The organism is Mycobacterium sp. IS-836 (genome assembly GCF_001954275.1).
In the GTDB taxonomy this organism is placed as follows: domain Bacteria; phylum Actinomycetota; class Actinomycetes; order Mycobacteriales; family Mycobacteriaceae; genus Mycobacterium.
In genome coordinates this window covers 110,288-132,009 of record NZ_MBEU01000002.1, presented here as the reverse complement: position 1 = coordinate 132,009, position 21,722 = coordinate 110,288, and the positions used below count along the sequence as shown (strand labels likewise).

At 66.8% G+C, this 21,722-nt stretch carries 21 protein-coding genes and 1 riboswitch; of the genes, 9 read left to right on the top strand and 12 right to left on the bottom strand.

Translation table 11 applies throughout. From position 1 onward, the window contains the following. Positions 1–7 precede the first annotated feature (7 nt). Positions 8–952: an NADP-dependent oxidoreductase gene (locus A5747_RS00595; protein WP_076121621.1), complete on the top strand. Its 945-nt coding sequence runs from the start codon at positions 8–10 to the stop codon at positions 950–952. A gap of 9 nt (positions 953–961) precedes the next feature. On the opposite strand, the gene A5747_RS00590 is transcribed toward A5747_RS00595, so the two are convergent. Further along, complete coding sequence (locus tag A5747_RS00590; protein ID WP_076121419.1) at positions 962–1,171, bottom strand: hypothetical protein; 210 nt, start codon at positions 1,169–1,171, stop codon at positions 962–964. Positions 1,172–1,373: 202 nt separating this feature from the next. Next, positions 1,374–1,547, bottom strand: a riboswitch (M-box (ykoK) riboswitch). A gap of 82 nt (positions 1,548–1,629) precedes the next feature. Here A5747_RS00590 and A5747_RS00585 point away from each other — a divergent pair. Next, positions 1,630–2,289 (top strand): O-methyltransferase, encoded by a 660-nt coding sequence (locus tag A5747_RS00585; protein WP_076121417.1) that lies wholly within the window; start codon positions 1,630–1,632, stop codon positions 2,287–2,289. Positions 2,290–2,292: 3 nt separating this feature from the next. Here the strand turns inward: A5747_RS00585 and A5747_RS00580 are convergent, their stop codons facing one another. From A5747_RS00580 to A5747_RS00550, 7 genes are all read right to left on the bottom strand, one after another. Next, positions 2,293–4,386, bottom strand: a complete 2,094-nt coding sequence (locus tag A5747_RS00580) for an acyltransferase family protein (RefSeq protein ID WP_142245407.1) — start codon at positions 4,384–4,386, stop codon at positions 2,293–2,295. Positions 4,387–4,507: 121 nt separating this feature from the next. Beyond that, a complete protein-coding gene (locus A5747_RS00575) occupies positions 4,508–5,686 on the bottom strand; it encodes a CaiB/BaiF CoA-transferase family protein (protein WP_076121412.1) in 1,179 nt (392 codons plus the stop codon). Further along, a complete protein-coding gene (locus A5747_RS00570; protein ID WP_076121409.1) occupies positions 5,679–6,614 on the bottom strand; it encodes an SDR family NAD(P)-dependent oxidoreductase in 936 nt (311 codons plus the stop codon). The genes A5747_RS00575 and A5747_RS00570 overlap by 8 nt, the downstream gene beginning before the upstream one ends. Further along, a complete protein-coding gene (locus A5747_RS00565; RefSeq protein WP_076121407.1) occupies positions 6,614–8,467 on the bottom strand; it encodes an NAD(P)/FAD-dependent oxidoreductase in 1,854 nt (617 codons plus the stop codon). Before A5747_RS00565 ends, A5747_RS00570 begins: the two co-directional genes overlap by 1 nt. Then, positions 8,464–9,648: an LLM class flavin-dependent oxidoreductase gene (locus tag A5747_RS00560; RefSeq protein WP_076121404.1), complete on the bottom strand. Its 1,185-nt coding sequence runs from the start codon at positions 9,646–9,648 to the stop codon at positions 8,464–8,466. The genes A5747_RS00565 and A5747_RS00560 overlap by 4 nt, the downstream gene beginning before the upstream one ends. After that, positions 9,645–11,033, bottom strand: coding sequence for an SRPBCC family protein (locus tag A5747_RS00555; protein ID WP_076121402.1), 1,389 nt, complete (start codon positions 11,031–11,033; stop codon positions 9,645–9,647). The genes A5747_RS00560 and A5747_RS00555 overlap by 4 nt, the downstream gene beginning before the upstream one ends. 17 nt (positions 11,034–11,050) lie before the next feature. Then, the gene (locus tag A5747_RS00550; protein ID WP_076121399.1) at positions 11,051–11,914 is read right to left on the bottom strand and encodes an SDR family NAD(P)-dependent oxidoreductase; all 864 of its coding nucleotides are present in this window, start codon (positions 11,912–11,914) and stop codon (positions 11,051–11,053) included. A 134-nt stretch (positions 11,915–12,048) separates the two neighbouring features. On the opposite strand from A5747_RS00550, the gene A5747_RS00545 reads away from it, so the two are divergent. The 4 genes from A5747_RS00545 to A5747_RS00530 are packed head-to-tail and all read left to right on the top strand — an operon-like array spanning position 12,049 to position 16,903. Further along, positions 12,049–13,731 (top strand): SMP-30/gluconolactonase/LRE family protein, encoded by a 1,683-nt coding sequence (locus A5747_RS00545; RefSeq protein ID WP_076121397.1) that lies wholly within the window; start codon positions 12,049–12,051, stop codon positions 13,729–13,731. Between the two features lies 1 nt (position 13,732). Beyond that, a complete protein-coding gene (locus A5747_RS00540) occupies positions 13,733–14,491 on the top strand; it encodes a GntR family transcriptional regulator (protein ID WP_076121395.1) in 759 nt (252 codons plus the stop codon). 35 nt (positions 14,492–14,526) lie between these two features. Further along, positions 14,527–16,116 (top strand): AMP-binding protein, encoded by a 1,590-nt coding sequence (locus A5747_RS00535; protein ID WP_198938101.1) that lies wholly within the window; start codon positions 14,527–14,529, stop codon positions 16,114–16,116. Position 16,117: 1 nt separating this feature from the next. Then, positions 16,118–16,903, top strand: coding sequence for an SDR family NAD(P)-dependent oxidoreductase (locus tag A5747_RS00530; RefSeq protein WP_076121391.1), 786 nt, complete (start codon positions 16,118–16,120; stop codon positions 16,901–16,903). Here A5747_RS00530 and A5747_RS00525 read toward each other — a convergent pair whose 3' ends face one another. Further along, positions 16,904–17,365 (bottom strand): SRPBCC family protein, encoded by a 462-nt coding sequence (locus tag A5747_RS00525; protein ID WP_076121389.1) that lies wholly within the window; start codon positions 17,363–17,365, stop codon positions 16,904–16,906. Positions 17,366–17,485: 120 nt separating this feature from the next. On the opposite strand from A5747_RS00525, the gene A5747_RS00520 reads away from it, so the two are divergent. Both A5747_RS00520 and A5747_RS00515 read left to right on the top strand, forming a co-directional pair. Beyond that, positions 17,486–17,863 carry a nuclear transport factor 2 family protein gene (locus A5747_RS00520; protein WP_076121619.1) on the top strand — a complete coding sequence of 126 codons (378 nt, stop codon included), beginning with the start codon at positions 17,486–17,488 and terminating at the stop codon, positions 17,861–17,863. Between the two features lie 54 nt (positions 17,864–17,917). After that, positions 17,918–18,142: a hypothetical protein gene (locus A5747_RS00515; RefSeq protein WP_076061380.1), complete on the top strand. Its 225-nt coding sequence runs from the start codon at positions 17,918–17,920 to the stop codon at positions 18,140–18,142. A gap of 92 nt (positions 18,143–18,234) precedes the next feature. Here the strand turns inward: A5747_RS00515 and A5747_RS00510 are convergent, their stop codons facing one another. The 3 genes from A5747_RS00510 to A5747_RS00500 form a co-directional block, all read right to left on the bottom strand. Further along, positions 18,235–18,969, bottom strand: a complete 735-nt coding sequence (locus tag A5747_RS00510) for a DUF899 domain-containing protein (RefSeq protein ID WP_076121617.1) — start codon at positions 18,967–18,969, stop codon at positions 18,235–18,237. A gap of 35 nt (positions 18,970–19,004) precedes the next feature. After that, on the bottom strand, positions 19,005–19,763 hold the full coding sequence (locus A5747_RS00505; RefSeq protein ID WP_076121387.1) for an SDR family oxidoreductase: 759 nt from the start codon (positions 19,761–19,763) through the stop codon (positions 19,005–19,007). Positions 19,764–19,824: 61 nt separating this feature from the next. Then, positions 19,825–20,547, bottom strand: a complete 723-nt coding sequence (locus A5747_RS00500) for an SDR family NAD(P)-dependent oxidoreductase (RefSeq protein WP_083699976.1) — start codon at positions 20,545–20,547, stop codon at positions 19,825–19,827. 192 nt (positions 20,548–20,739) lie between these two features. Between A5747_RS00500 and A5747_RS00495 the strand changes: the two genes are divergently transcribed. Beyond that, positions 20,740–21,708, top strand: coding sequence for a sigma-70 family RNA polymerase sigma factor (locus A5747_RS00495; protein ID WP_076121613.1), 969 nt, complete (start codon positions 20,740–20,742; stop codon positions 21,706–21,708). Positions 21,709–21,722 lie beyond the last annotated feature (14 nt).

Here is a 21,722-nt window from a genome sequence, read left to right as displayed (position 1 = left end):
GGCCGAGATGACGGCTGCGACGGCGCGCGCCGTACGGTTCGACCGTTACGGGGGTCGTGACGAGTTGTATGTGGCGGACATCGACATGCCGGAGCCGGGCCCGGGCGAGGTGGTGGTGGAAGTTCGCGCGGCCGGCATCAATCCCGGCGAGGCTGGCATCCGGGTCGGGGCGATGCACGAGATGTTCCCCGCCACATTTCCGTCCGGCGAGGGCAGCGACCTTGCCGGCGTCGTGACCGCCGTAGCGCCGGGAGTCACCGAATTCGAGGTTGGCGACGAGGTGCTGGGTTTCAGTTTCCGGCGATCCAGCCATGCCACCCACACCGCGGTTCCCGTCAATCAATTGATCCGCAAACCTCCCGAATTGAGTTGGGAGGTCGCGGGTTCGCTGTACGTGGTGGGTGTGACGGCGTATGCCGCCGTCCGCGCCGTCGCGCCCCAACCGGGCGAGACGGTGGCCGTGTCGGCCGCGGCGGGCGGGGTCGGCAGCCTTGTCGTGCAACTGCTGGTCCTGCGTCAGGCGCGGGTGCTCGGCATCGCGGGACCAGGCAACGCCGACTGGCTGCGCGCACACGGCGTCGTCCCGGTCACCTATGGGGAAGGCCTGGCCGACCGGCTGCGAGCGGCGGCCCCGAACGGAATCGACGCGTTCATCGACTTGTTCGGCCCGGACTACGTCCAGCTCGCGGTCGATCTCGGCGTGGCGCCCGAGCGGATCGATACCATCATCTCGTTTCAAAAGGCGGGCGAAGTCGGCGCCAAGACCGAGGGCAGCCAGGAGGCGTCGACCCCGGAAGTGCTCGCCGAAATCGCCCACCTTGTCGCCACCGGTGCCCTTGAATTCGACATCGCCGCGACCTACCCGCTGGACCGGGTCGCCGACGCCTTCGAGGAGCTCGAGCAGCGGCACACGCACGGCAAAATCGTTCTGCTGCCGAATGATTCGCGGTAGTCGAACGAACTACCGCCGGTCGTCGACCGGGGGGTGACCGCCCAACGACGCCGTGACCACCGCGATCGGCATCCGTGACACGTACAGGTTGGCCCGCTCCTGGGGAGTCAGCGCGCTGCGCGTGCGCAGCTTGTCGGCCAGCAGCCGAGCCGACCGCAGGAACGCCCGCCCGTGCCCGCGGGACCGAGCGGTAACACGGTGCGTAACAACGAAAGCCATGATTTTTCTCCTTCTGGATGCCCGATCGGCTCATGGCTCAGACGAAGAAAGCATTGCCGGAACCGGGTCGGGGCAAGAGGTATTTCGGATAGGGACTATCGCCGGGACTCATCTCGCCCTCACCTCCTCACGGCCGGGACACACGCGGGTGTCATCACATTCACCTGATCGGAAGAGGTAGTGACCGGCGCCGATAACACCGATCGCACCCCTCTCGTCGGAGCTTTGGCACTGCACGGCGTATCCGGAACATCACCGGAAGCCACTTGGGCTCAACCCTTGGGTCCGGGAAGAGCTGTCCTGACCCGGGGCGTCTCTCGACGTTCGGGGTCAGTGGCCTGTGTCCGTGCAGACGCCTCACCTACCGAGGTGCTTGCCCGTCCATGCTGACATCGCGACCCGCCGCCCGTCAAACCCACGCACCGAACCGGACACTTTTACGGCCTACCCTCGTGGGCATGGCCACAACTTTGCAGAACCCTCGGGTCGCGACCGTGCTCGACCGGATGTACGCCGAATCGAAAAGCCAGATGTCGCTCTTGCGTGAGCGGCGCGATCAGTTCGCCCGGCCGATGACCACCGCGGAACGCGCCGAGGCGATGAGCGAGTTCTACATCCCGGTGACCCCCGAAGCCGGCCGCCTGCTGTACGCGTTGGTGCGCGCGACGCGTCCGACCACGGTGGTCGAATTCGGGATGTCGTTCGGCATCTCGGCCCTTCATCTGGCCGCCGCGGTGCGCGACAACGGCACCGGACGAGTGGTCACCACCGAGCTCAGCGACACCAAGATCGCCGCCGCGAAGAAAACGTTCGCCGAGACCGGCCTGGACGAGGTCATCACCATTCTCGAAGGCGATGCGCTCACCACGTTGCAGGGCCTGGACGGGCCGGTCGAGTTCGTCCTGCTCGACGGTTGGAAAGATCTGTATCTGCCGGTGATCGAGCTGCTCGAACCGCGCCTGCCCACGGGTGCGTTGATCGTCGCCGACAACACCAGCGCGGCGGACACCGGGCCCTACCTCGAGCGCGTGCGCAATCCCGACAACGGCTACACCAGCTTCAATTTCCAGGTCCGCGAAAGCGACAGCATGGAAATCAGTTGTCGCACAAACGATTAACGTCTATCTCAGGGATTCCTCGAGCCACGGCGTCAGCCACTTTACGCCTTCCGGGGTGAGGTGCACGCCGTCGCTGCGCACCTTGATTCCGTCGACCTTGGCGCTATAAACGCCGTCCGGACACAGCTTCTTGTTCAGGTCGAGGATCTGGACGCCCTTGTGGCGGCTAACCGTGTTGCGCAGCATCGTGTTCCACTGGTTGACCCGGTCCGGCTGGTCCTCCGGATACAGGCGGCCATCCGGCTTTTCGCCGCCGCGGCTGTAGGGGACGGTCGCCACCACCACTCGAACCCCGGGCACACTCACGATGTTCAGCGCCCGCTCGAGCTCACCGTTGAGGTACGCGTCGAAGGTCGGATCGCCGATGTGCGTCCACTGCCCCTCGTTGACCCGGTCGACGGTCTCCCAGCGGCCGATGATGAGCAGGGCGACGTCGGGCTGGTCCTGACCGACCTGCGTCGACCATCGGGTCGGCCAGGTGTCGCATTCCGGTCTTTGCTCCAGCGTTTGGCCGATATACCGGTACGGCGTGCCGCGCACCAGGCTGCAACCGATGACGGTGTGGTCGAGGAAGGCGAATCCGGGCGTCGGCGGCAGGTAGTGCATCCAGGTCCAGCCGATCGAGTCGCCGAACACCGAAACGGTGAACGGGCGGTTGGGATCTCGAGGCCGCGGGCGAACCACGCCGGGCGGCGACGGCGACACCGCCGCGACGGAGGAAACCCCCGGCGGCAAACCGGTTTCCCGTAGCGCGGGCCCGGTTCCCACCGGAACCAGAAACAAGGTGATCGCGGCGGCGCTCGCCACGGTCGCAGCCGCCAGCGGCAACAGCGGCACCCGCTCCGGTCGCCAGCGCCGGATCGGCTGCTCGATCAGCCACCACGATGCGGCGGCCACGGCAACCGTGGCGGCGCACCGGGCGGCGAACAGTGGCAGTCCTGTCCAGCCGGTGCGTTCCCCGTTGAGCGCCAAGAAGATTGGCCAGTGCCACAGATACACGCCATAGGAAATGGTGCCCAGCCACACCAACGGCGGCATGGCCAGGATGCGGGCGACGAGGCCGCGCTGTTCCATGGCCACCGGCGCGACCACCAACACGGCCGCGATCGCGACCGCGATCAGCAGACCGTAGCGGAACTCACCGACATTGCCCGTCGCGTAATGTGTGGCGGCCGCCAGCCCCGCCACACCGACAAACGGCAGGGTCCGGGCGACGCGCCGCCCCCACCGAGTCCGGATCATGCACCAGCCCCGGTTCAGCGAGGGCCAATCGCGAACCAGCAGAGCCGCCGCGGCGGAGCCGACCAGCAACGCCTGCGCGCGGGTGTCGGTGCCGAAATAGATTCGGTCACGCGTGCCCTCGGAGACGAACACGATGGCCGCCGCCGCCGAAGCCAGCGCCCCCAACGTGGCGATCACGAAGATGGCGAAGCGGACCCCGCCGACCGTCGCCCGCATGAAGTAACGCCTGGCCCGCGCCGCCAACAGCAGGGTCACCGCGATCAGCAGCACCGGCCAGACAAAGTAGTACTGCTCCTCCACCCCAAGCGACCAGGTGTGCTGCAGCGGTGAGGGCGGGGCGCCCTGCGTGAAGTAGTCGGTCTTCTGGGCCACGAACCGCCAATTCGCCATCCATAGGAACGCCGCGACAGCGTCGTCCCGCAGTCCGTTCAGGGCCTGGTAGGGAAGGAGTTCGCGGGCCGCGCCCACGGTGATCACCATCAACACCAGCGCGGGCAGCAGCCGGCGCGCACGGCGAATCCAGAAGCCGGTCAGCTCAATACGGCCGCTGCGCCTCAGCTCGTCGAGCAGCAGCGAGGTGATCAGGAAGCCGCTGAGCACGAAGAAGATGTCGACGCCGATGAACCCGCCGCTCACCCCGGGGATGCCGCCATGCCCGACCAACACCAGCGCGACCGCTATCGCGCGAAGCCCGTCCAGCGCGGGAATGCCGCTGCGCCGTTCCGGTTGATCCCAGATCGCCAGCCGACCGACCCGTCGCACCGGAGCAACCCACCGAGGGCGCCGAGCAGAACGCGCCGGTGCGGGATGCCTCCCGCCCGGCTCAGTGTCCGCTGTTAACGCGCCCTGGCCCATGCCGATGCGTCGCTGCCCCTCCTCTTGATCGCAGCCAGCCTAGTGGCGTCGCGACGGGATTCAGGAGATAGACACGCGAAGACACGCAACGGTTTCCGGTTGCGGCGGCCCCATTTCCGGGTTATGCCGGCGCGACCGGATTCGCGTCCGCGGGTGCCAGTCCGAGTTCTTCGAGCACCGCCGCGGTGTCCGCGCCCAACTCCGGAGCGGGCCCCGCGACGCGGCCCGGTGTACGGGAAAACCAGGTCGGCACGCCGGGGAATCGCACCGGGCCGTGGACCGTGTCCAGCGTCTCGAAAAAACCGACGGCGTTCAGGTGGTCGTCGTCGAACAAGGTCGCCGGGCTGGACAGCGCCGCGGCGGGTATCTGAAGTTCGCGAAAGAGGTCAAGCCATTCCTGGGTCGTTCGCTGCACCAGCGTTTCGGCCAGCAGCGCGTACACGGTGTCGATCTGGCGCGCCCGCCGCTCGAGCGTGCCGTACAGATCGCTGGCCCACGGTGGCCGCACGGCTTCCACGAACGCGGCCCAGTGCTTGTCGTTGTAGATCAACGCCGCAATGTAGCCGTCGCTGGTGCGGTACGGCCGCCGGTTGGGCGCGACCGTGCGGGGATAGACCGCCGGGCCCAGCGGCGGATCGAACATGGCGCCGTTGGCGTGTTCGACGAGCATGAACGAGGCCATCGTCTCGAACATGCCGACTTCGACCTCTTGCCCCTCGCCGGTGCGCTCGCGGTGGAACAACGCCATCATGGTGGCGTAGAGCGCGGTGAGGCCCGCGACTTTGTCGGCCAATATGGTTCCCACGTAATTGGGTTCGCCGGTCAGCTGTTCCTGCACGTAGGGCAGCCCGCACGCGGCCTGGATGGTGTCGTCGTAGGCGGGCAAGTCCCCCTTCGGCCCACGCCGGCCGTACCCGTAACAATTGGTGTAGACGATGGCGGGATTGATCGCGGCCACCTCGTCGTAGCTGAAGCCGAGCCGGGCGACCGCCTTTGACCGCATCGAGTGGATGAACACGTCGGCCTGTTCAATGAGCGCCCGCAGCGCGATCTTGCCGGAGTCGGACTGCAGGTCGAGGGTGACGCCGCGCTTGCCCCGGTTGACGTTGACGAAGACGCCGCCCATGCCCCGTACCGGACCGACCGAGATGTAGCGGGTGTCGTCTCCTTGCGGCGGTTCGACCTTGATCACGTCTGCGCCCATGTCGGCCATGATCTGGGTGCAGTAGGGACCCATCACCATCGCCGTGAGATCGACGACGCGTACCCCGGCCAGCGGTCCGGCCCCGTTGTCAGCCATGGCTGGCGCCTTCCCTGGTCGCCCGCGCGGCGGTGTCGAAGCTGTAGCGGATGTGGCCGGCATGACCGTCGGGTACGACGGGAAAGACCAGCGGCGCAGCGAGATAACGGATGGCGTCGATCTGCTCGGCAACGTCCTCGATCGACCACGATGGACGGTGCACGCCGGGAGTCTCCGCGACGACCGCTTTAGCCACCCGGCCCGCGATGGCGATCAGCATCTCGCCGGTGACCGGGCAGGTTTCGTGTGCCAACAGGCCGACCACCGGCGCCACCAATTCCGCGCCCATCGGTGGATATGCCGAAATGTCCAGGCCCTCAGCCATTCTGGTGACCGCCGACGGGACGATGACATTGCAGAGCACGCCGTCGGCGGCACCTTCGAGCGCGACGACGTTGGACAGCCCGATCAGGCCCGCCTTGGCGGCGGCGTAGTTCGCGACGGCGTGGTTGCCGTACAGGCCGCCGATCGACGAGGTCAAGACGACACGGCCGTAGTGCGCGGCGCACATGACGGGGAACGCGGGCCGCACCACGTGGAAGGCGCCGCGCAGGTGGACGTCGATGACGGCATCGAAGTCCTGGTAGCTCATCTCCTTCAGCGATGCGCGCCGCACGTTGCCGGCGTTGTGGACGAGGATGTCGATCCGTCCGTAGTTCTCAAGTGCAGCTTGGATGATGGCCTGGCCCCCCTCGGGCGTCGCCACCGAGTCGACTGATGCCACCGCTTCGCCGCCCGCCGCCGTGATGTCGGCGACCACTTGCCGGGCGGGCCCCTCGTCGGTGCCGGATCCGGTCAGGGCGCCGCCCGTGTCGTTGACGACGACCTTGGCTCCCTTGGAAGCCAGCAGCAGCGCGTACTCGCGGCCCAGTCCCCTGCCGGCGCCCGTCACAACGGCCACCCGATCGTCGAACCTGAGTTCAGCCATCAAGATCCCAACACGAGGCCATCCAGCTCACCGGTGGCGCGCCACTCGGCCAGCAGGTCGCCGAAGGCGTAAAAGCCGGGCCCGTAGGGCTCGCCCAGATGCGACCGGATCCCTTCGCCCTTCGCGGTTCCCATGCCGCCGCCTTCGTTGTTGTAGTAGCCCGGCGTGCACTCCAGGTCGAACTGGCTGTTGTCGATCGCGGTGTCTCGGATGGTTTTGCACCATTCATCCTGCGCCTCTTGGGTGGGTTCGACCGTAGCCGCGCCGCGGGCCAGCGCTTCGGCGATGATGTAGGCGATGTGCTCGCCCTGCAGTTCATAGTTGGCGGCGATGTTCGCCGAGATACCGACCTGGGTGAACCCGGTGAAGAACTGGTTGGGAAACTCGCGGCTGGTCATCCCGTGAAATGTCTTGTAGCCGTTACGCCAGTGGTCGAAAAGCGACAACCCACCTCGGCCGGCGATGGTGTCGATGGAGTAGCGGCGGCTGATCTCCGTCGTGATCTCGAACCCACTGGCGTAGATGATGCAGTCGACTTCGTACTCGACGCCGTTCGCGATCAAACCCTTTTCCGTCGCCCGCTCCACGCCTTTCGTCGACGACACGTCGACCAGCGTTACGTTGGGACGGTTGAAGGTTGGGAGGTAGTCGTCGTTGGTGCATGGCCTCTTGCACAGAAACCGGTAGTAGGGCTTGAGCGCTTCGGCGGTGCCGGGGTCGTCGACGATGCTCTCGACCCTGCGGCGCAGTCGCTCCATCACTTTGTAGTCTTCTTCTTCGCGGATGGCCATGAACTGCTCGGGGGTCATCGACGCCGGGTCTTCGAGTGTGAGAACGCGCGCGGCGGTGTTGCGGCCGAGTTCGGTCCAGAAGTCGCACACGTAGTCGGGTTGGCCCAGCGCCATTCCCTCGAACGTCCAGGCGTGGAAGTTGCGCTGCCGCTCCTTCTGCCAGCCCGGCCGCAGCGATTTCACCCACTCGGGATCGGTCGGCGTGTTGTTGCGCGCGCCCACCGACGACGGCGTGCGCTGAAACACGTACAGATGCTTGGCATCCCGGCCCAGGAACGGCACGATTTGGACGGCGGTCGCCCCGGTACCCACCACCGCGACGCGTTTGTCGGCGAGCTTGTGCAGGCCGCCATTGCTATCCCCGCCGGTGTATTCGTAGTCCCATCGTGACGAGTGAAAGCTGTGCCCTTTGAAGTCGTTGATGCCCGGAATGCCGGGCAGCTTGGGCCGGTGAAAGGGGCCCGACGCCATGACCACGAACCGGGCCCGGATGTCGTCGTCGCGATTGGTGCTGACCCGCCAGCGCTTGATCTCCTCGTCCCAGTGCAGCGCCCGGACCTGGGTAGAGAAGATCGCGGAGTCGTAGAGGCCGAAATGCTTTCCGATGCGTCGGCAATGCTCGTAGATCTCGGTACCGTCGGCGAACTTCTTGCTCGGTATGTAGTTGAGCTCTTCCAATAATGGTATGTAGCAGTACGATTCGTTGTCGCACTGCAGCCCGGGAAACCGGTTCCAGTACCAGACGCCACCGAAGTCGCCGCCCAACTCGATGATCCGGACGTCATCGACGCCGGCCTTTTTCAGGTACGCGGCACACAGCAGGCCCCCGAAGCCGCCGCCGAGCACGGCGACGTCGACGTCCTCCGCGATCGCGTCGCGGACCAGCGGCGGCGAGTGCGGGTCGGTCTCGTAAAATCCCGCGAAGTCGTCGACGAGTTCGATGTACTGCTTGGAACCCTCCGGGCGCAGCCGCTTTTCGCGCTCCTGACGATACTTTTCGCGCAACGCCGCGACGTCGATGTCCTCCGGCGTCGGCGTCGGTGGGCAATCCGGGTTCGTCATGCCAGCGCATTCTCCGGGAGCGCGGCGGGGTGCAGCGGGGCCTCCATCTTCTGGACGGCCGGCAGCACCTCTTTGGCGAACAACTCCGTGCTCGCCATCGCCTCGGCGTAGGGCATGGTGCCGAACTGCGGAACGATCGTCAGCTCGCAGAACGAGCAGGCCCGCTGCGCGGCCTGGATCCGGTTGAAGATCTCTTCCGGCGTGCCGATCAGCAGATTGGAAGCGTGGTAGCCGGGCGTCTTCGACGGGCCTTTGGCTGCGCCGGTCTCGGCGCCCGTGACCGACGAGGCGAGGACCGCGGTGGCGCTGGCCTCCCGGGCCGCATAGGCTTCATAACCCTTGACGCCCTTGAAGTTCGAGGCATCGGCGAACCCGTAGTGCACGGTGACGTCGCGGTTGGCGGTCCAGATCCATTCTTCGGATTTGCCAGGGTCGTCGGTCGTGCAGTACATGAACATCACGTTTTTCGGCTGGCACGGCCCCAGGCCTTCCTCCTTACGGAACGTGTTCACCTTCTGCACTTCCCGTCCGGCGTCCTCGATCGGCTTGTTGCCCACGAACAGTGGCACCATGCCGCGACGCGCCAGGATCTCCAGCGATTCGGCGGTCGACGACGAGCTGTAGATGCGCGAAAACAGGTCGCCGCTTTGGGGTTCGGGCCGAAGCGACATCTCCGGCACAGTGAAGATTTCCCCGTCATAGGAGAACCGCTCCCCGGACAGGGCGAGCTGCAGGATGTCGAGCGTCTCGTTGAACCGTTGCCGGCTTTCCTCGCGGGGCACGCCGACGGCGTCGAACTCGCCCTTGGAGACACCGCGACCGATTCCGATAGTCGTGTACCGGCCGTTGGAGAGGATGTCGAGGTAGGCGATTTGGTGCGCCAGCCGCACCGGGTGCCACCACGGCGCGACGACGACGAAGGTGCCGAGGCTGACGCGTTCGGTACGCCCGGCGAAATAGCTCAGGGCCTGAATCGGGTTGGGCGTCATGCCATACGGGGTCCCGCAGTGCTCCGGCATCCAGATGCCGTCGAAGCCGAGCGGTTCGGCGAGGTCGGCAATCGCGAGCGTGGCCTGCACGCACTGCCAGTCGGGGGTCGCGGGCGGTTCGCCGAAATTCCCGGCCAGCACGCGGTCCCAGTCATGGGAGTTGTGCGATCCGAACCCAAGGTTGACTTTCACCGATCCATCTCTCTTTCTGGTTGCGGGGCGAGTTTGCGGGGCGCGCCGGTGCCCATGTACTCGGCGAGGTTGCGGTGCAGGTTCGCGGTGCTGCGCTCCATGTAGGGGTTGGGCTTGGGGCCGCGGAAGCCGAGCGATTTCATGCCCTGCTGGACGGCGGCCATGTTGGAGAAGTCCTGCGGCAGGACGCTGCGCCAGTTCGGGTCGTCGGGTGGCGCGTATACCCATTCCGTCTGTGGCTCTTCGCCTTTCGGATACAGCTCGTAGCACGAGGCTTCGAAGATGCAGTGGTCCGGGTCGTAGCCGTGCGGGCGGGCGCTGTAGCACAGCGCGGTGGTCAGGCCCTGCCCGATCTGGAAGTTCGGAAAGATCTGCCACGCGGTGCCGCTGCGGGCCAGGTGCTCGGGGTCGATGGTCGGCCAGACCACGCCGCGCGCGGCATCGTCGCGCCGCGCCGAGGACAGCCAGTGCTCGAGCACCGTGCCGGCGGGCGCGTCCTCCGGCAGCTCGTCGACCAGCCGGCGGGCCGCCTCCACCAATGTTCTGGTGGTAGTGGCGTTGGTTTCCTCCAAGGTGTAGATCTGCATCTCGGCGGTCGAGACGCGCGGGTCCGCACCGGTGCCGAGCCGGATCTTCGATTTGGTCTCTTCCAGCTCCGCGGGCGCGTCGTAGCCGATGTTGCTGTGCTTTCCCTGCGCCATGGCCCAGCCGCGAAAGTTGCCGAATTTGTTGAACTGCGGATGCGTGGTCGCCACGTGGTAGGTCTCGTTGAAGGCCTCCATCGCGACCTTCCAGTTGCATTCGAAATGCAGCCACTTGCGCCATTTGCAGCGCATGTCCTGCAACCCGAAGGGGTCCAGCATGGTGGCGGCCGGCTCGAGATAGTCGCGCAGCGGCTCGCACTCGGGATCCATGTTGATCCAGATCCAGCCACCCCAGGTATCGACGTTGACCTTGGCCAGGTGCGTGTTCTCGGGCGTCAGCGCCCCCTGCCAGTCCTGCCGTTCGGGGATGTGGATGCAGGTGCCGTCCCGGTCGTAGGTCCAGCCGTGAAATCCGCACACGAACGACTTCTTTTGGCCGCAAGCGCTTTTCGCCCCTGGCGGGACGTCCACCAGGCGGCGGCCGCGGTGCATGCACACGTTGTGGTGCGCAGCCAGGGTGTCGGGCCCCGTACGCACCACGACTATGGAGTCGTCGAGGATGTCATAGGTCAGGTAGCTGCCCACCTTGGGCAGATCCTCGACGCGCCCGACTTGCTGCCACACCTTTCGCCACAACTTGTCGCGCTCGGCACGCACGTATTCCTCGGAGACATACGCTTCCACCGGGATCGTGACCGGCCCGGTCAGCTGGTCGGCCGCGGCCGCGCCGTCATCGGTCATCGCTTTTCCCTTTCTCCCTAGTCCCAGCGTGTGATCGACGCGCGGAAGTCTTCGTCCTTGAGGAACAAGGAGGTGTTGTCGGCGGCCAGGTGCCCCCATTTGAGGTTCAGGCCGCCGTCGACCAGCAACGTCTGCCCGGTGATGTAGCTGGACAGGTCCGACAGGAGGAAAAGGACTGCGCCGGCCACCTCCTCCGGGCGGCCGCGGCGTCCCATCGCAATGGCGCGACGGTCGCGTTCGGCGTCGGCGTCCACATACGTGGTCGACGCCGGCGTCTCGGTGACCCCGGGCGCCACGGCGTTGACCCGGATCGCGGCGCCGTTCTCGCCGGCCGCCAGCTCCAGCGCCATGGTGCGGGTGACCGCGACGATCGCGGCTTTGGCTGTGCCGTAAGCGATATGGAAGGGCGCGGTGTTCATCCCGCTGATCGACGAGATCGAGACGATCGAGCCCGGGCTCTTGCGCCGCTTCAGTTCCGCCGCCACGGCCTGGCTCATGAAGAACATCGTCTCCAGGTTGCGGGCGAACAACTCCCGCCAGTCGGCGCGCGTCACCCGGGTCGACGGCATCCACGTCGACGGGTCGGCACCACCCGCGACGTTGACCAACCCGTGGAATTCGCCATCGACGCGCCGCACCGCCGCCAGCGTGGCACTCACGCCGTCGTCGGTGGAGGCGTCGGCGGCTAGCGGCACCACGGGCAGCCCCTCTGCTTGCAGGGGGCCGACGTGCCGGTCGAGGTTGTCCTGATCGCGGCTCACCGCGACGACGGTCGCGCCCGCCTGAGCGACCATGTGCGTGATGGTGGTACCGATGCCGCCGCCCGCTGCGCCGGCGACCACGACGATGCGCCCCTCAAGGCCTAACAGATCGTGTCCCATGCAGGATCAGATAATTGTCCGGACAAGATAATGACGTGCACTCATTAGAGAGCATGATTCTCTTACGACGGCCAGCACGTCAAGGCCCCAAATGGCGTCGTCTCGGCTATTGTCTGGACTATTGGCCGATTGCTATGGTGCGAGCGGTGATAGCCGGAACCGGATTGTCGCAGGACGCGAGCCGCTACTCGGCCGCGCGTCAGCCCACCCTCGCCGAAGGCTGGACCCTGCAGCGACTCACGCCGCCCAGCCGGCTGTTCGGGGCCAACGGCCTGCGCACCGGGCCGGACGGCCGTATCTACATCGCACAGGTGACCGGCAGCCAGATCAGTGCGCTCGACCCGGCGACCGGTCGGCTGGACACGGTCAGCGCCAAGGGTGGCGACATCGTCGCGCCCGACGACGTGGCCTTCGACCCGAACGGCAACCTCTACGCCACCGAAGTGATGGACGGGCGGGTGAGCGTGCGCGACGCCGCCGGGCGCACGCGGGTGCTGCGCGACGATGTCCCGTCGGCCAACGGCATCACATTTCACCGCGGCCGGCTGTTCATCGGTGAGTGCCGCGAGGGCGGGCGGCTGCTCGAACTCGACCTCACCGGCGGCGCGCCGCGGGTGCTCCTGGAGAACGCGCCTATGCCCAACGCGATGGAGGTCGGACCCGACGGCTTGTTGTACTTCCCGCTGATGGGGGCCAACGAGATCTGGCGCATCGATCCCGAAGGCGGTGTCCCCGAACGGGTTGCGGGTGACCTCGGCGTCCCCGACGCGGTGAAGTTCGATTCCACCGGCCGCATCGTGTCCACCCAGGTGCAGACCGGAGAGGTGCTGCGCATCGACCCCCGCAGCGGCGAGCGCACCGTGCTGGCAGCGCTGAACCCCGGGCTGGACAACCTCACCTTCGTGGACGAGCGGTTGTTCGTGTCCAACTTCACCGGGGAGATCACCGAAATCCTCGGTGGCGGAGAGTCTCGCCCGGTGCTGCCGGGTGGGTTGAACTGGCCGCTGGATCTGGCGGTCGGCGCGGACGGCAATCTCTACGTCGCCGACGGCACGTATTTCTACGTCATGGGTGCCGACGGCGACGATCGCGAGCGCGGCGAAGCCGGGCGAAGCGGGTCGTCGCCCATCAGGTCCCGTTCGCTGCGGACGGCCGGCATGTTGTTCAGCCCCGGATACCCCGGCTTCGTGCGCGGCGTCGCCGCGACGGCAGTGGGCGAGTTCGTGGTCACCACGTCCAACGGCCAGGTCTCGCGGTATCGACCGGCCAGCAACGAAAGTGCTGTGCTGGCAGAGGGTTTCGACCAGCTCTACGGCGTGGCGGTCGCTCCCGACGGCACCGTCGTGGCCGCCGAGCTCGGTGCCGGGCGCGTGGTATCCATCCGGGCCGGCCGCGTCGAGGTGCTCGCCTCCGGGCTGAGCGAGCCGGCGGGCGTGGCCATCGCCCCCGACGGGGTGTGCCTGGTCTGTGAAGCGGGAGCGGGGCGGGTCGTCAAGCTGGACGGCACCGGCACCCTGGTGGACGGCTTGCGGCGGCCGCAGGGCATCCTCGTGCGCGACGGGCAGGTCTACGTCGTCGACGCCGGCGCCAAGGAGCTGATCAGTTTCGACCCGGCGACCGGGACGCGGCGCACCATCGCGTCGGGCTTGCCGGTCGGGGCGCCGCCGGGGGTGAGCCCCAAGCCGCTACTCGGGCTGCCGCCCTTCTCCGGGCCGCAGGGCCCCTTCGCCGGCATCGCCGCGGGGCCCGACGGCACGTTGTACGTTTCGGCGGACGCCGAGGGCAGCGTGCTGGCGCTGCGAGACGCGGGAGGCTGAGGTGCCGGACGCCAAAGTCGTCGATCACCGCTACCTTCAGGTCGCGCGAACCCTGCGCAAGGAGATCGTGGACGGCGTGTATCCGGTCGGGTCGCAATTGCCCACCGAACACGAGCTGTGCGAGCGGTTTGCGGTCAGCCGCTACACCATTCGCGAGGCGCTGCGGCGACTGCGCGAAGACAACCTGGTGTCGTCACGGCCGCGAACCGGAACCCTCGTGGTACCGCGACCGTCGTCGGATTCCTACGTTCAGCACGTCATGTCGATCAACGACCTGCTGGCCTTCGCGGCCGGTACGCATTTCGCGATCGAATCGGTCGCCATGGTCACGATCGACGACGAGCTGGCGCCGCGGACCGGGCTGACCGCCGGTGAGCAGTGGCTGACCGTTCGCGGTTACCGGCTGGCCGACGGCGGCGAACCGGCCGGGTCTTCAGAGCCCGCGCTGTGCCGCGCCGAGTACTACATCAACCGCGCGTTCGCCGCGGTCGGCAGGCTGCTGCAGCGCCATGACGGCCCCATCTTCCCGCTGATCGAAGACCTCTTCGGCCTGAGTATCGTCGAGGTTCATCAGGAAATCGCGGCAGAACTCATCCCCGCCGAACTGGCGGGTGGACTCGACGTCGAGCCCGGAACCCCGGCGCTGCAGGTGCGGCGCACCTACACGACCTCCGACGGACAGGTCGCCCAGGTCACCATCAACACCCACCCGGCGTCCCGGTTCCGTCACTCGATGACGATGCGGCGCATGAAAGGCTAGCTGGCATCACCGCCACGCATCACGACCGAAAACTCATCGGCGACCGCTGGGTTCGATGGGACGACGCGCGTGCCGCCGACGCCTACGCGCGCGGCTGGTGGGTTCGCGCCACGCTGGCCGACGCGCTGCGCGATGCCGCGGAGCGGACGCCGCAGCGAGTGGCGCTTGTCGACGGCGACCGGCGGGTGGACTGCCGCAGCCTCCATGAGCAGGCGACGACGCTGGCGCAGGCGTTGCACGCCCACATCCCCCCGGGCAGCGTCGTGTCGTTCATGCTGCCCAACTGGCATGAGGCGGCGGTGGTTTATCTCGCCGCGACGCTGGCGGGGATGGTCGCGAATCCGATCCTGCCGTCGATGCGGGACCGCGAGCTGCGTTTCATCCTCGAAGACGCCGACAGCCGCATGCTCTTCGCGCCATCGAAATTCGGGCGTCACGACTACCCCGCGATGCTGCGCAGGGTGACGTCCCAGATGGAATCGCCGCCGGAGGTCGTGGTGGTGCGTGGGGATCCCGGTGACGACCAAATCCCGTTCGAGTCCTTGCTCACCCCGGAGACCGTCGCGACGAACCTGCCCACGCTGAACCCCGACGCGGTGCGCATGATCCTCTATACCTCCGGAACCACCGGTCGCCCGAAAGGTGTGCTGCACACCCATAATTCGATTCATGCGCTGATCCGCCAGATCGGCGACCACTGGCTCGTCGAGCCGGGCGACGGCTTCCTGGTGGCATCTCCCATCGCCCATATCGGCGGTTCCATCTACGCGTTCGAATGCCCACTGCTGCTGGGCACCGCCGCCGTGCTGATGGATCGCTGGAACGGTGACGAGGCGGTCCGGCTCATGCAAACCGAGCGGTGCACTCACATGGCCGGTGCGACCCCATTCCTGGAGCAGCTGCTGGCCGCCGCGCAGCGGGCGGGCACGCACCTGCCCGACTTGAAGCTGTTCGTCTGCGGCGGCGCTTCCGCATCCCCCTCACTGATCCGAAGGGCCGCAGCGTATTTCGATTCAACGGCGGTCACCCGCGTGTACGGCTCGACGGAAGTGCCGGTCACGACGGTGGGAGCCCCGCGGCACCGCGGCCACGCCGCCGACACCGACGGGCGCGTCGGATTCGCCGACGTCAAACTCACCGCCGGTGAGATCTGCGTGCGCGGGCCGCAGATGCTGGTGGGCTACCAGCACCCCGAAGACGAAGCCGAATCGTTCGACACGGAGGGATACTTCCGCACCGGGGACCTTGCGCGCTTGGTCGACGACGAGTACCTCGTCGTCACCGGCCGGGCCAAAGACATCATCATCCGCAACGGCGAGAACATCTCGCCCAAGGAAGTCGAGGACGTCTTGACAAACCATCCCGGCATCGCCGAGGTCGCCGTCGTCGGCCTTCCCGACGACCGCACCGGAGAGCGGGCGTGCGCGGTCGTGGTGCCGGCGTCCACACCGGGCCCGGACCCTGGATTAAACGTCGTCGGCTTGGCTGCCTTTCTCGAGGAGGAAGGCGTGGCGCGGTTCAAAGCGCCTGAGCAAGTGGTTATTTGGGATGTCCTGCCGAAAAACGACGCGGGAAAAATATTGAAGCACCAGATCAAGGCGGCACTGATGAAAGCGGACCAGTGACATGCAGGTAGCGATCGTCACCGGGGCGAGCGGTGGGCTCGGTTCCGGTTGCGCAACGAAACTCGCCGGGATGGGCATGGCCGTGCTGGCGACGGGCCGGAATGAGGACAAGCTCGCCGAGTTGTCGCGCGGCCTGGCCAGGATCACCGACGACCCGGATCGGGTGGCCACCTACGCCACCGACCTCACCGAGGATGACGCGCCCCGCCGCCTCGCGGACCTTGCCGTTGCGCGCTGGGGGCACATCGACTTCCTGATCAATATCGCCGGGATCGGCAGTCCCAAACCGGTCCACGAGACCGACGACGAAACATTGGACCGCTTCCTCGGTTTGATGCTGCGCGCACCATTTCGCCTCATTCGCGAAGTCCTGCCGCACATGCGGCCCGGTTCGGCGATCATCAACATCACCTCGACCTTCGCCGTCGTCGGTGGCCTTCGCGGCGGGGCGTACTCGGCTGCCAAGGGCGGGCTCACCGCACTGACCACACACATCGCCTGCCAATACGGGGCACAGGGAATCCGCTGCAACGCAGTGGCTCCCGGGGTCATTCAGACGCCGATGACCGAGCATCGCCTGCAGGACGAGCGGTTCCGGCGGATCAACACCGAGCTGACTCCGCATCAGCGGTTGGGGACCGTCGAGGACGTCGCGAGCACCGTGGCGTTCCTGTGTTCTCCCGGCGGTACCTTCATCAACGGCCAGACGATCGTCGTCGACGGCGGCTGGAGCTCCACCAGATACCTCTCGGACCTCGCCCTCACCTCGGAGTGGAAAGCCCGCTGATCAAGCGGATTCGAAGTGGCGACGTATGCCGGCCAGCATCTCGATATGCGCCTTCACCGCCTCGCGGATGGTCACCGCGGCCAACACACGGGGCGCCCTGATCGTGATTCGCTCGGTGACCCGGGTGCCGCCGGCCGCGGGCTGGAAGCTCACCGTTCCGCGCAGGCGCACACCGGGGGCCTGGTCGGCCTCGGTCAGCACGTCGCCGGTCTCGGGCACGTGCAGCAGAGCCCGGTAGGCCGTTCGGATGGTGAACGGCCCCAGCGGAATTCGGTCGACCACACGGTAGCTCTGGCGGTAGCCGTCCGGCGCTTCGGTGCGGGCCAGCGTTTCCACGGACACGATCAGCGGATGCACCAGCTTGATGTTGTCCAGGTCGACGTAGAAATCGCGAACCGCGTCGGGCGGCGCGGGCACATCTTCTGTCATCGTCCGCTCGGCCCGGGCGGTCCACCAGCTCATGGCAGACAACCTAGCCCGCCGCGGCGGCCGGGCGGCGACCCCGCGTACGTAACGCCACGGCGAATTCTGGCGCGATATTTCGCCGTGGCGTTACGCTCGCGACAAGTGAGCGGAGGCGACATGGGCAACGCGATTGAAGACCAAGCGGTCGAGCGGTACCTGGAGTGCCTGGCCGCACACGACTGGGACGGACTGGCCGACACCATTGCCGACGAAGGTTTGACCCGGGAGGGGCCGTTCTGCGATCGGGTCGACGGGAAGGCGCACTACGTTGCCTACCTGCGAAAGGTGTGCACCAATATCGCGGACCATCGGTTGCAGGTCCAGCGGGTGTCGCATGTGGACCGCAGGCTGTCGTTCGCGGAGCTGACCGAGACGTTCGAGATCGACGGCGTTGCCACGACGTGGCCGGAATGCATCCTGTTCGAGCAGGGAGACGACGGTCTGATCGTTCGCGTCAGCGTGTTCTTCAAGCAGCCTGGGGCCGACACGCGTTGATGGCCGGCCGGTGAACTATTCCCTCATCCGCTGAATTGACCTAACGTGTCATGGATGGAGGCAGACGGAACACCGGAGTCGGTGGCGGTCGAGAAATTGCACTCGGGCGACCCGATCACCGATTGTGGTCAGCGGTACATAGTTCTCGAATCGAAAGCCGTCGGCGACAGCTGCGTCGTTCTCGAACTCGAATCCAGAGTGGACCATCAGTTGCAGGTCATCGAGAAGTCGTTCCCGGCCGGGTACCAGGTTGGCAGGGCCAACCACCGAATTCTCTAGACCAGCGTCCGACAATGCGCGAGTAGCCGGTCGACGGCTACCGCGCATTTGTGTTTTCTGGGCGGCGATTGCGACTACACCCCGGCGCCGCATCACGCGCGCGGCGGCCGTTGATCGTTGGGATCGTTGGGGTCCGGCTCGCCGAACCATCGCGACGGCTCGTGCTGTCCGTAGGCGTCGTGCCAGTCCCACCACTCGTAGGGCGCGGTCTGCGGGTAGCCCTCCGGGGAATCCTCCCAGTTTTCTTGGCGCCCAAGGGCTGTCATGTCGAGGAAGCTCCAGGTGTTGCCCAGCGCCTCGTCGCCGCGGTTGTTGATGAAATAGGTGCGGAACACGCGCTCGCCGTCGTGAATGAAAGCGTTGGTGCCGTGCCATTCGTCGACACCGAAGTCGGCGTCGAAGCTGTCGGTGATGGTGTACCACGGCATCTTCCAGCCCATCCGATCCTTGAGGCGCTCGATGTCGGGTTGCGGTGCGCGCGAGGCGAAGACGAGCGTGGTGTCGCGGGCGTTGAGGTGGGCGAGGTGCCCGATGTGGTCGGCGATCATCGAGCAGCCCCGGCAGCCGTGATCGGGCCAGCCGTCGATGTCGGGCCCGTAGAACGCGCGGTAGACGATCAGCTGACGCCTGCCCTCGAACAGGCCGAGCAGGTCGACCTTGCCGCCCGGTCCCTCGAACTCGTACTGCTTGTCGACGGGTGTCCACGGCATCCGCCGGCGCATCGCCGCGAGCGCGTCCCGGGCCCGGGTCACCTCCTTCTCCTTGACCAGCAGTCGCTGATGGGCCGCGGCCCACTCCTGGGCCGACACGATCGGGGGGGTGTTCATGTTCATGAGGTTGTCCGCCTTTCGGTTGAGTGACTTCAGGCCAGCGAGGACAGGCCCGCGGAGGTGAGTAGGTAGGCATCGCCGTCGCGTAGGCCGCCGACGGCGATCTCCAATACCGACCGGCCGGCTTGGTCCGCGGTGAGCGCGGGACCGGCGGCCTGCACGAACGTGTCGACGTCGACGCCTTGGCGCTCGGCGTAGGCGGCGACGGCCTTGGCGCCCAGATCGGTGGCCGGGGTCAAACGCGGCAGCACGGACACGAAGCTGATCCCCAGCCCGGCCCGCTGCGACTCGGCGGCGGCGTAGCTGGTGATGAACCGGACGGTCGACTTCGCGCCCGCGTAGCCGCCGGACAGCGGCGACCCGTTGAGCGCGGCGCCGCTGGACATCACGATCACCGAGCTGCCCGGAGCAAGGGGACGCCGCAGCGCATGCCGGGTCCAATGAAATGCCTGAGCCACGTCGACGTTCCAGTTTTCACTGAAGGTCTCCCAGGTCTGATCCTGCAACGGGCCCATCCGCGGAGCCGCCCCGGCACACAGCACCAGTGTGCGCGGCCCATATTCGTCGATGAGCCGGCCGGCCGTGGCCGGATCCGCGGCGTCGGCGGCAACGGGGGTGAAGGTGTCGCCCAGCTGGTCGCGGACCTCGTCCAGCAGTGCGCGGTTGCGCGCGACGCCGACGACATCGGCGCCGGCGGCCGACAAGGCGGTGGCGATGGCGCGGCCGAATCCGCGGCTGGCGCCCGTCACGATCGCCGTCGTGCCGGCGAGGTCGGTGATTGTGTTGGTCATGATCGTGCTCGCTTCCGGTGTTTTGGGTTCTCCCTAGTTCAGATACGTTCCGTCGCCGCGATTAATCGGTGCCGTCCGCGAGCAGCGCCGCGTACTGGCGCTCGAGGGCCTTCGCCGCGCCGGTACTCCAGCTCTCGGCCACGGACTTCGACATGGCATCGGGGAAGATGTCGTCTTCGCCGTTCGCGACTCCGTCGAAGATGGCGCGCGCGACCGATTCTGGGGAGCTTTTCGGTATCTCGAGTCCCCGCGTCATTTCGGTGTCGACGGGCCCGGTAAGTACGGCGTGAACGCTGACGCCCCGTCCGGCCAGCAGGGCGCGCAGCGATTGCGTGAGGTTGAGCGCGGCGGCCTTCGAGATCGAGTACGCGGGAATGAGCGGCAAGGGCGCGATTGCGTTCACCGACAGGTTGTTGACGATGGCTCCGCCGGAACGAGTCAGCAACGGCAGGAAGGCCTGGATCATCGCGTAGGTGCCAAAGAGGTTGACGCCGAGATGGCGTTCGAGCGCGGCACGCTCGCTCAAGTCGTCGTAGAGCGCCAGGCCGGCATTGTTGACGAGGACGTCGAGCGATTCGACTTCATCGACCGCTGCCTGGATGTGCGCCGGGTTGGTTACGTCCAGTGTGAGGGGCGTGACGCGGTGATCCCGGTGGGTCAATTGCGCTCGGGTACCGACGTATACGCGCTTGGCGCCTCTGCTCAACGCTTCTTCGACCAAGGCCCGCCCGATGCCGCGATTGCCCCCGGTAATCAGAACTGTGGTGTCGGCGATTCTCACCATGATGACGATCTCCTCGTTGATCTGCCCGACGGCGCGGGCGCATCGCCGGGGCGGCGCGATGTCCGCACTAATTCCGATACGGCGCGGCGCACCGATTCATCGCCGCACGATGAATTCCGGCGTCCGGGTGTCTCCAGTACTGGAGTAGCGTTTCGGCCCAGTCCGGACCGGAGGCCTAGATGGGAGATGCCCGTGCCGGCTCAGGAGGAGTTCATCGAAAGGGCGGCACCGTTTCGTGCCGAGTTGATCGCGCACTGTTACCGCATGCTCGGTTCGGTGCACGACGCCGAAGATCTGGTCCAGGAAACCTATTTGCGCGGCTGGCGGGGTTATCAGGCCTTCGAGGAACGGGCGGCGTTGCGGACCTGGCTGTACCGGATCGCGACGACGGCGTGCCTGCGTGCGCTCGAGAACCGCGCGCGGCGGGTGCTGCCGGCCGGGCTGGGCGACAGCTCGATCGACCCCGACGCCAGCCTGGACGAATACACGGGCGCCCATCAGTGGCTGGAGCCGATTCCCGATGCCCTGATGTCGGGCACTCCGGAGGGGGCGGTCACGGCGCGGCAAAGTGTGCGCCTGGCCGTGATGACGGCGCTGCAGGAGCTTCCCGCGAGGCAGCGAGCCGTGCTGATCTTGCGCGACGTCGTGCAGTTCAGTGCCGCTGAGGTCGCCGAACTCCTGGAAACCACACCGGCCGCGGTCAACAGCTCCCTGCAGCGGGCGCGGGCGCGCCTCGCGGAGATCTCGCCCACCGAAGACGACGCCGTCGAGCCCGACGACGCGCAACTGCGTGAATTGCTCGACCGCTATTGCGCCGCATTCGAAAACGCGGACATGGCCGCGCTCACCGAGTTACTGCAAGCCGACGTCAAACTCGAAATGCCGCCGCTGCCTATATGGTTCACCGGCCGCGACACGGTGATGCGGTTCCTGGCCGTCCGTGCCTTCACCAAGGCCGGCGACATCGTGATGGTCCGGACGGCCGCGAACGCACAGCCCGCAGTGGCCGAGTACCGCCGCAGCGCCGACGGCGTTCTGCGCGCCCATTCCATCCACGTCCTCACCGCAGGTCACGAAGCCGGCACCGCCGGGATCGCCGCGATCACCGTTTTCCTCGACCCGGCTTTGTTCAGCGCGTTTGGATTACCGCAAAGTAGGTAAGCCACCTGTCATCA

Excerpts from the sequence above, each read along its gene's own strand:
- A5747_RS00505 (WP_076121387.1), bottom strand. The coding sequence starts at position 19,763 with ATGACCAACACAATCACCGACCTCGCCGGCACGACGGCGATCGTGACG.
- A5747_RS00585 (WP_076121417.1), top strand. The coding sequence starts at position 1,630 with ATGGCCACAACTTTGCAGAACCCTCGGGTCGCGACCGTGCTCGACCGG.
- A5747_RS00515 (WP_076061380.1), top strand. The coding sequence starts at position 17,918 with ATGGAGGCAGACGGAACACCGGAGTCGGTGGCGGTCGAGAAATTGCAC.
- A5747_RS00525 (WP_076121389.1), bottom strand. The coding sequence starts at position 17,365 with ATGAGCTGGTGGACCGCCCGGGCCGAGCGGACGATGACAGAAGATGTG.
- A5747_RS00570 (WP_076121409.1), bottom strand. The coding sequence starts at position 6,614 with ATGGCTGAACTCAGGTTCGACGATCGGGTGGCCGTTGTGACGGGCGCC.
- A5747_RS00590 (WP_076121419.1), bottom strand. The coding sequence starts at position 1,171 with ATGGCTTTCGTTGTTACGCACCGTGTTACCGCTCGGTCCCGCGGGCAC.
- A5747_RS00520 (WP_076121619.1), top strand. The coding sequence starts at position 17,486 with ATGGGCAACGCGATTGAAGACCAAGCGGTCGAGCGGTACCTGGAGTGC.
- A5747_RS00565 (WP_076121407.1), bottom strand. The coding sequence starts at position 8,467 with ATGACGAACCCGGATTGCCCACCGACGCCGACGCCGGAGGACATCGAC.
- A5747_RS00545 (WP_076121397.1), top strand. The coding sequence starts at position 12,049 with ATGGTGCGAGCGGTGATAGCCGGAACCGGATTGTCGCAGGACGCGAGC.
- A5747_RS00575 (WP_076121412.1), bottom strand. The coding sequence starts at position 5,686 with ATGGCTGACAACGGGGCCGGACCGCTGGCCGGGGTACGCGTCGTCGAT.
- A5747_RS00510 (WP_076121617.1), bottom strand. The coding sequence starts at position 18,969 with ATGAACACCCCCCCGATCGTGTCGGCCCAGGAGTGGGCCGCGGCCCAT.
- A5747_RS00530 (WP_076121391.1), top strand. The coding sequence starts at position 16,118 with ATGCAGGTAGCGATCGTCACCGGGGCGAGCGGTGGGCTCGGTTCCGGT.
- A5747_RS00500 (WP_083699976.1), bottom strand. The coding sequence starts at position 20,547 with ATGGTGAGAATCGCCGACACCACAGTTCTGATTACCGGGGGCAATCGC.
- A5747_RS00555 (WP_076121402.1), bottom strand. The coding sequence starts at position 11,033 with ATGACCGATGACGGCGCGGCCGCGGCCGACCAGCTGACCGGGCCGGTC.
- A5747_RS00550 (WP_076121399.1), bottom strand. The coding sequence starts at position 11,914 with ATGGGACACGATCTGTTAGGCCTTGAGGGGCGCATCGTCGTGGTCGCC.
- A5747_RS00595 (WP_076121621.1), top strand. The coding sequence starts at position 8 with ATGACGGCTGCGACGGCGCGCGCCGTACGGTTCGACCGTTACGGGGGT.
- A5747_RS00580 (WP_142245407.1), bottom strand. The coding sequence starts at position 4,386 with ATGGGCCAGGGCGCGTTAACAGCGGACACTGAGCCGGGCGGGAGGCAT.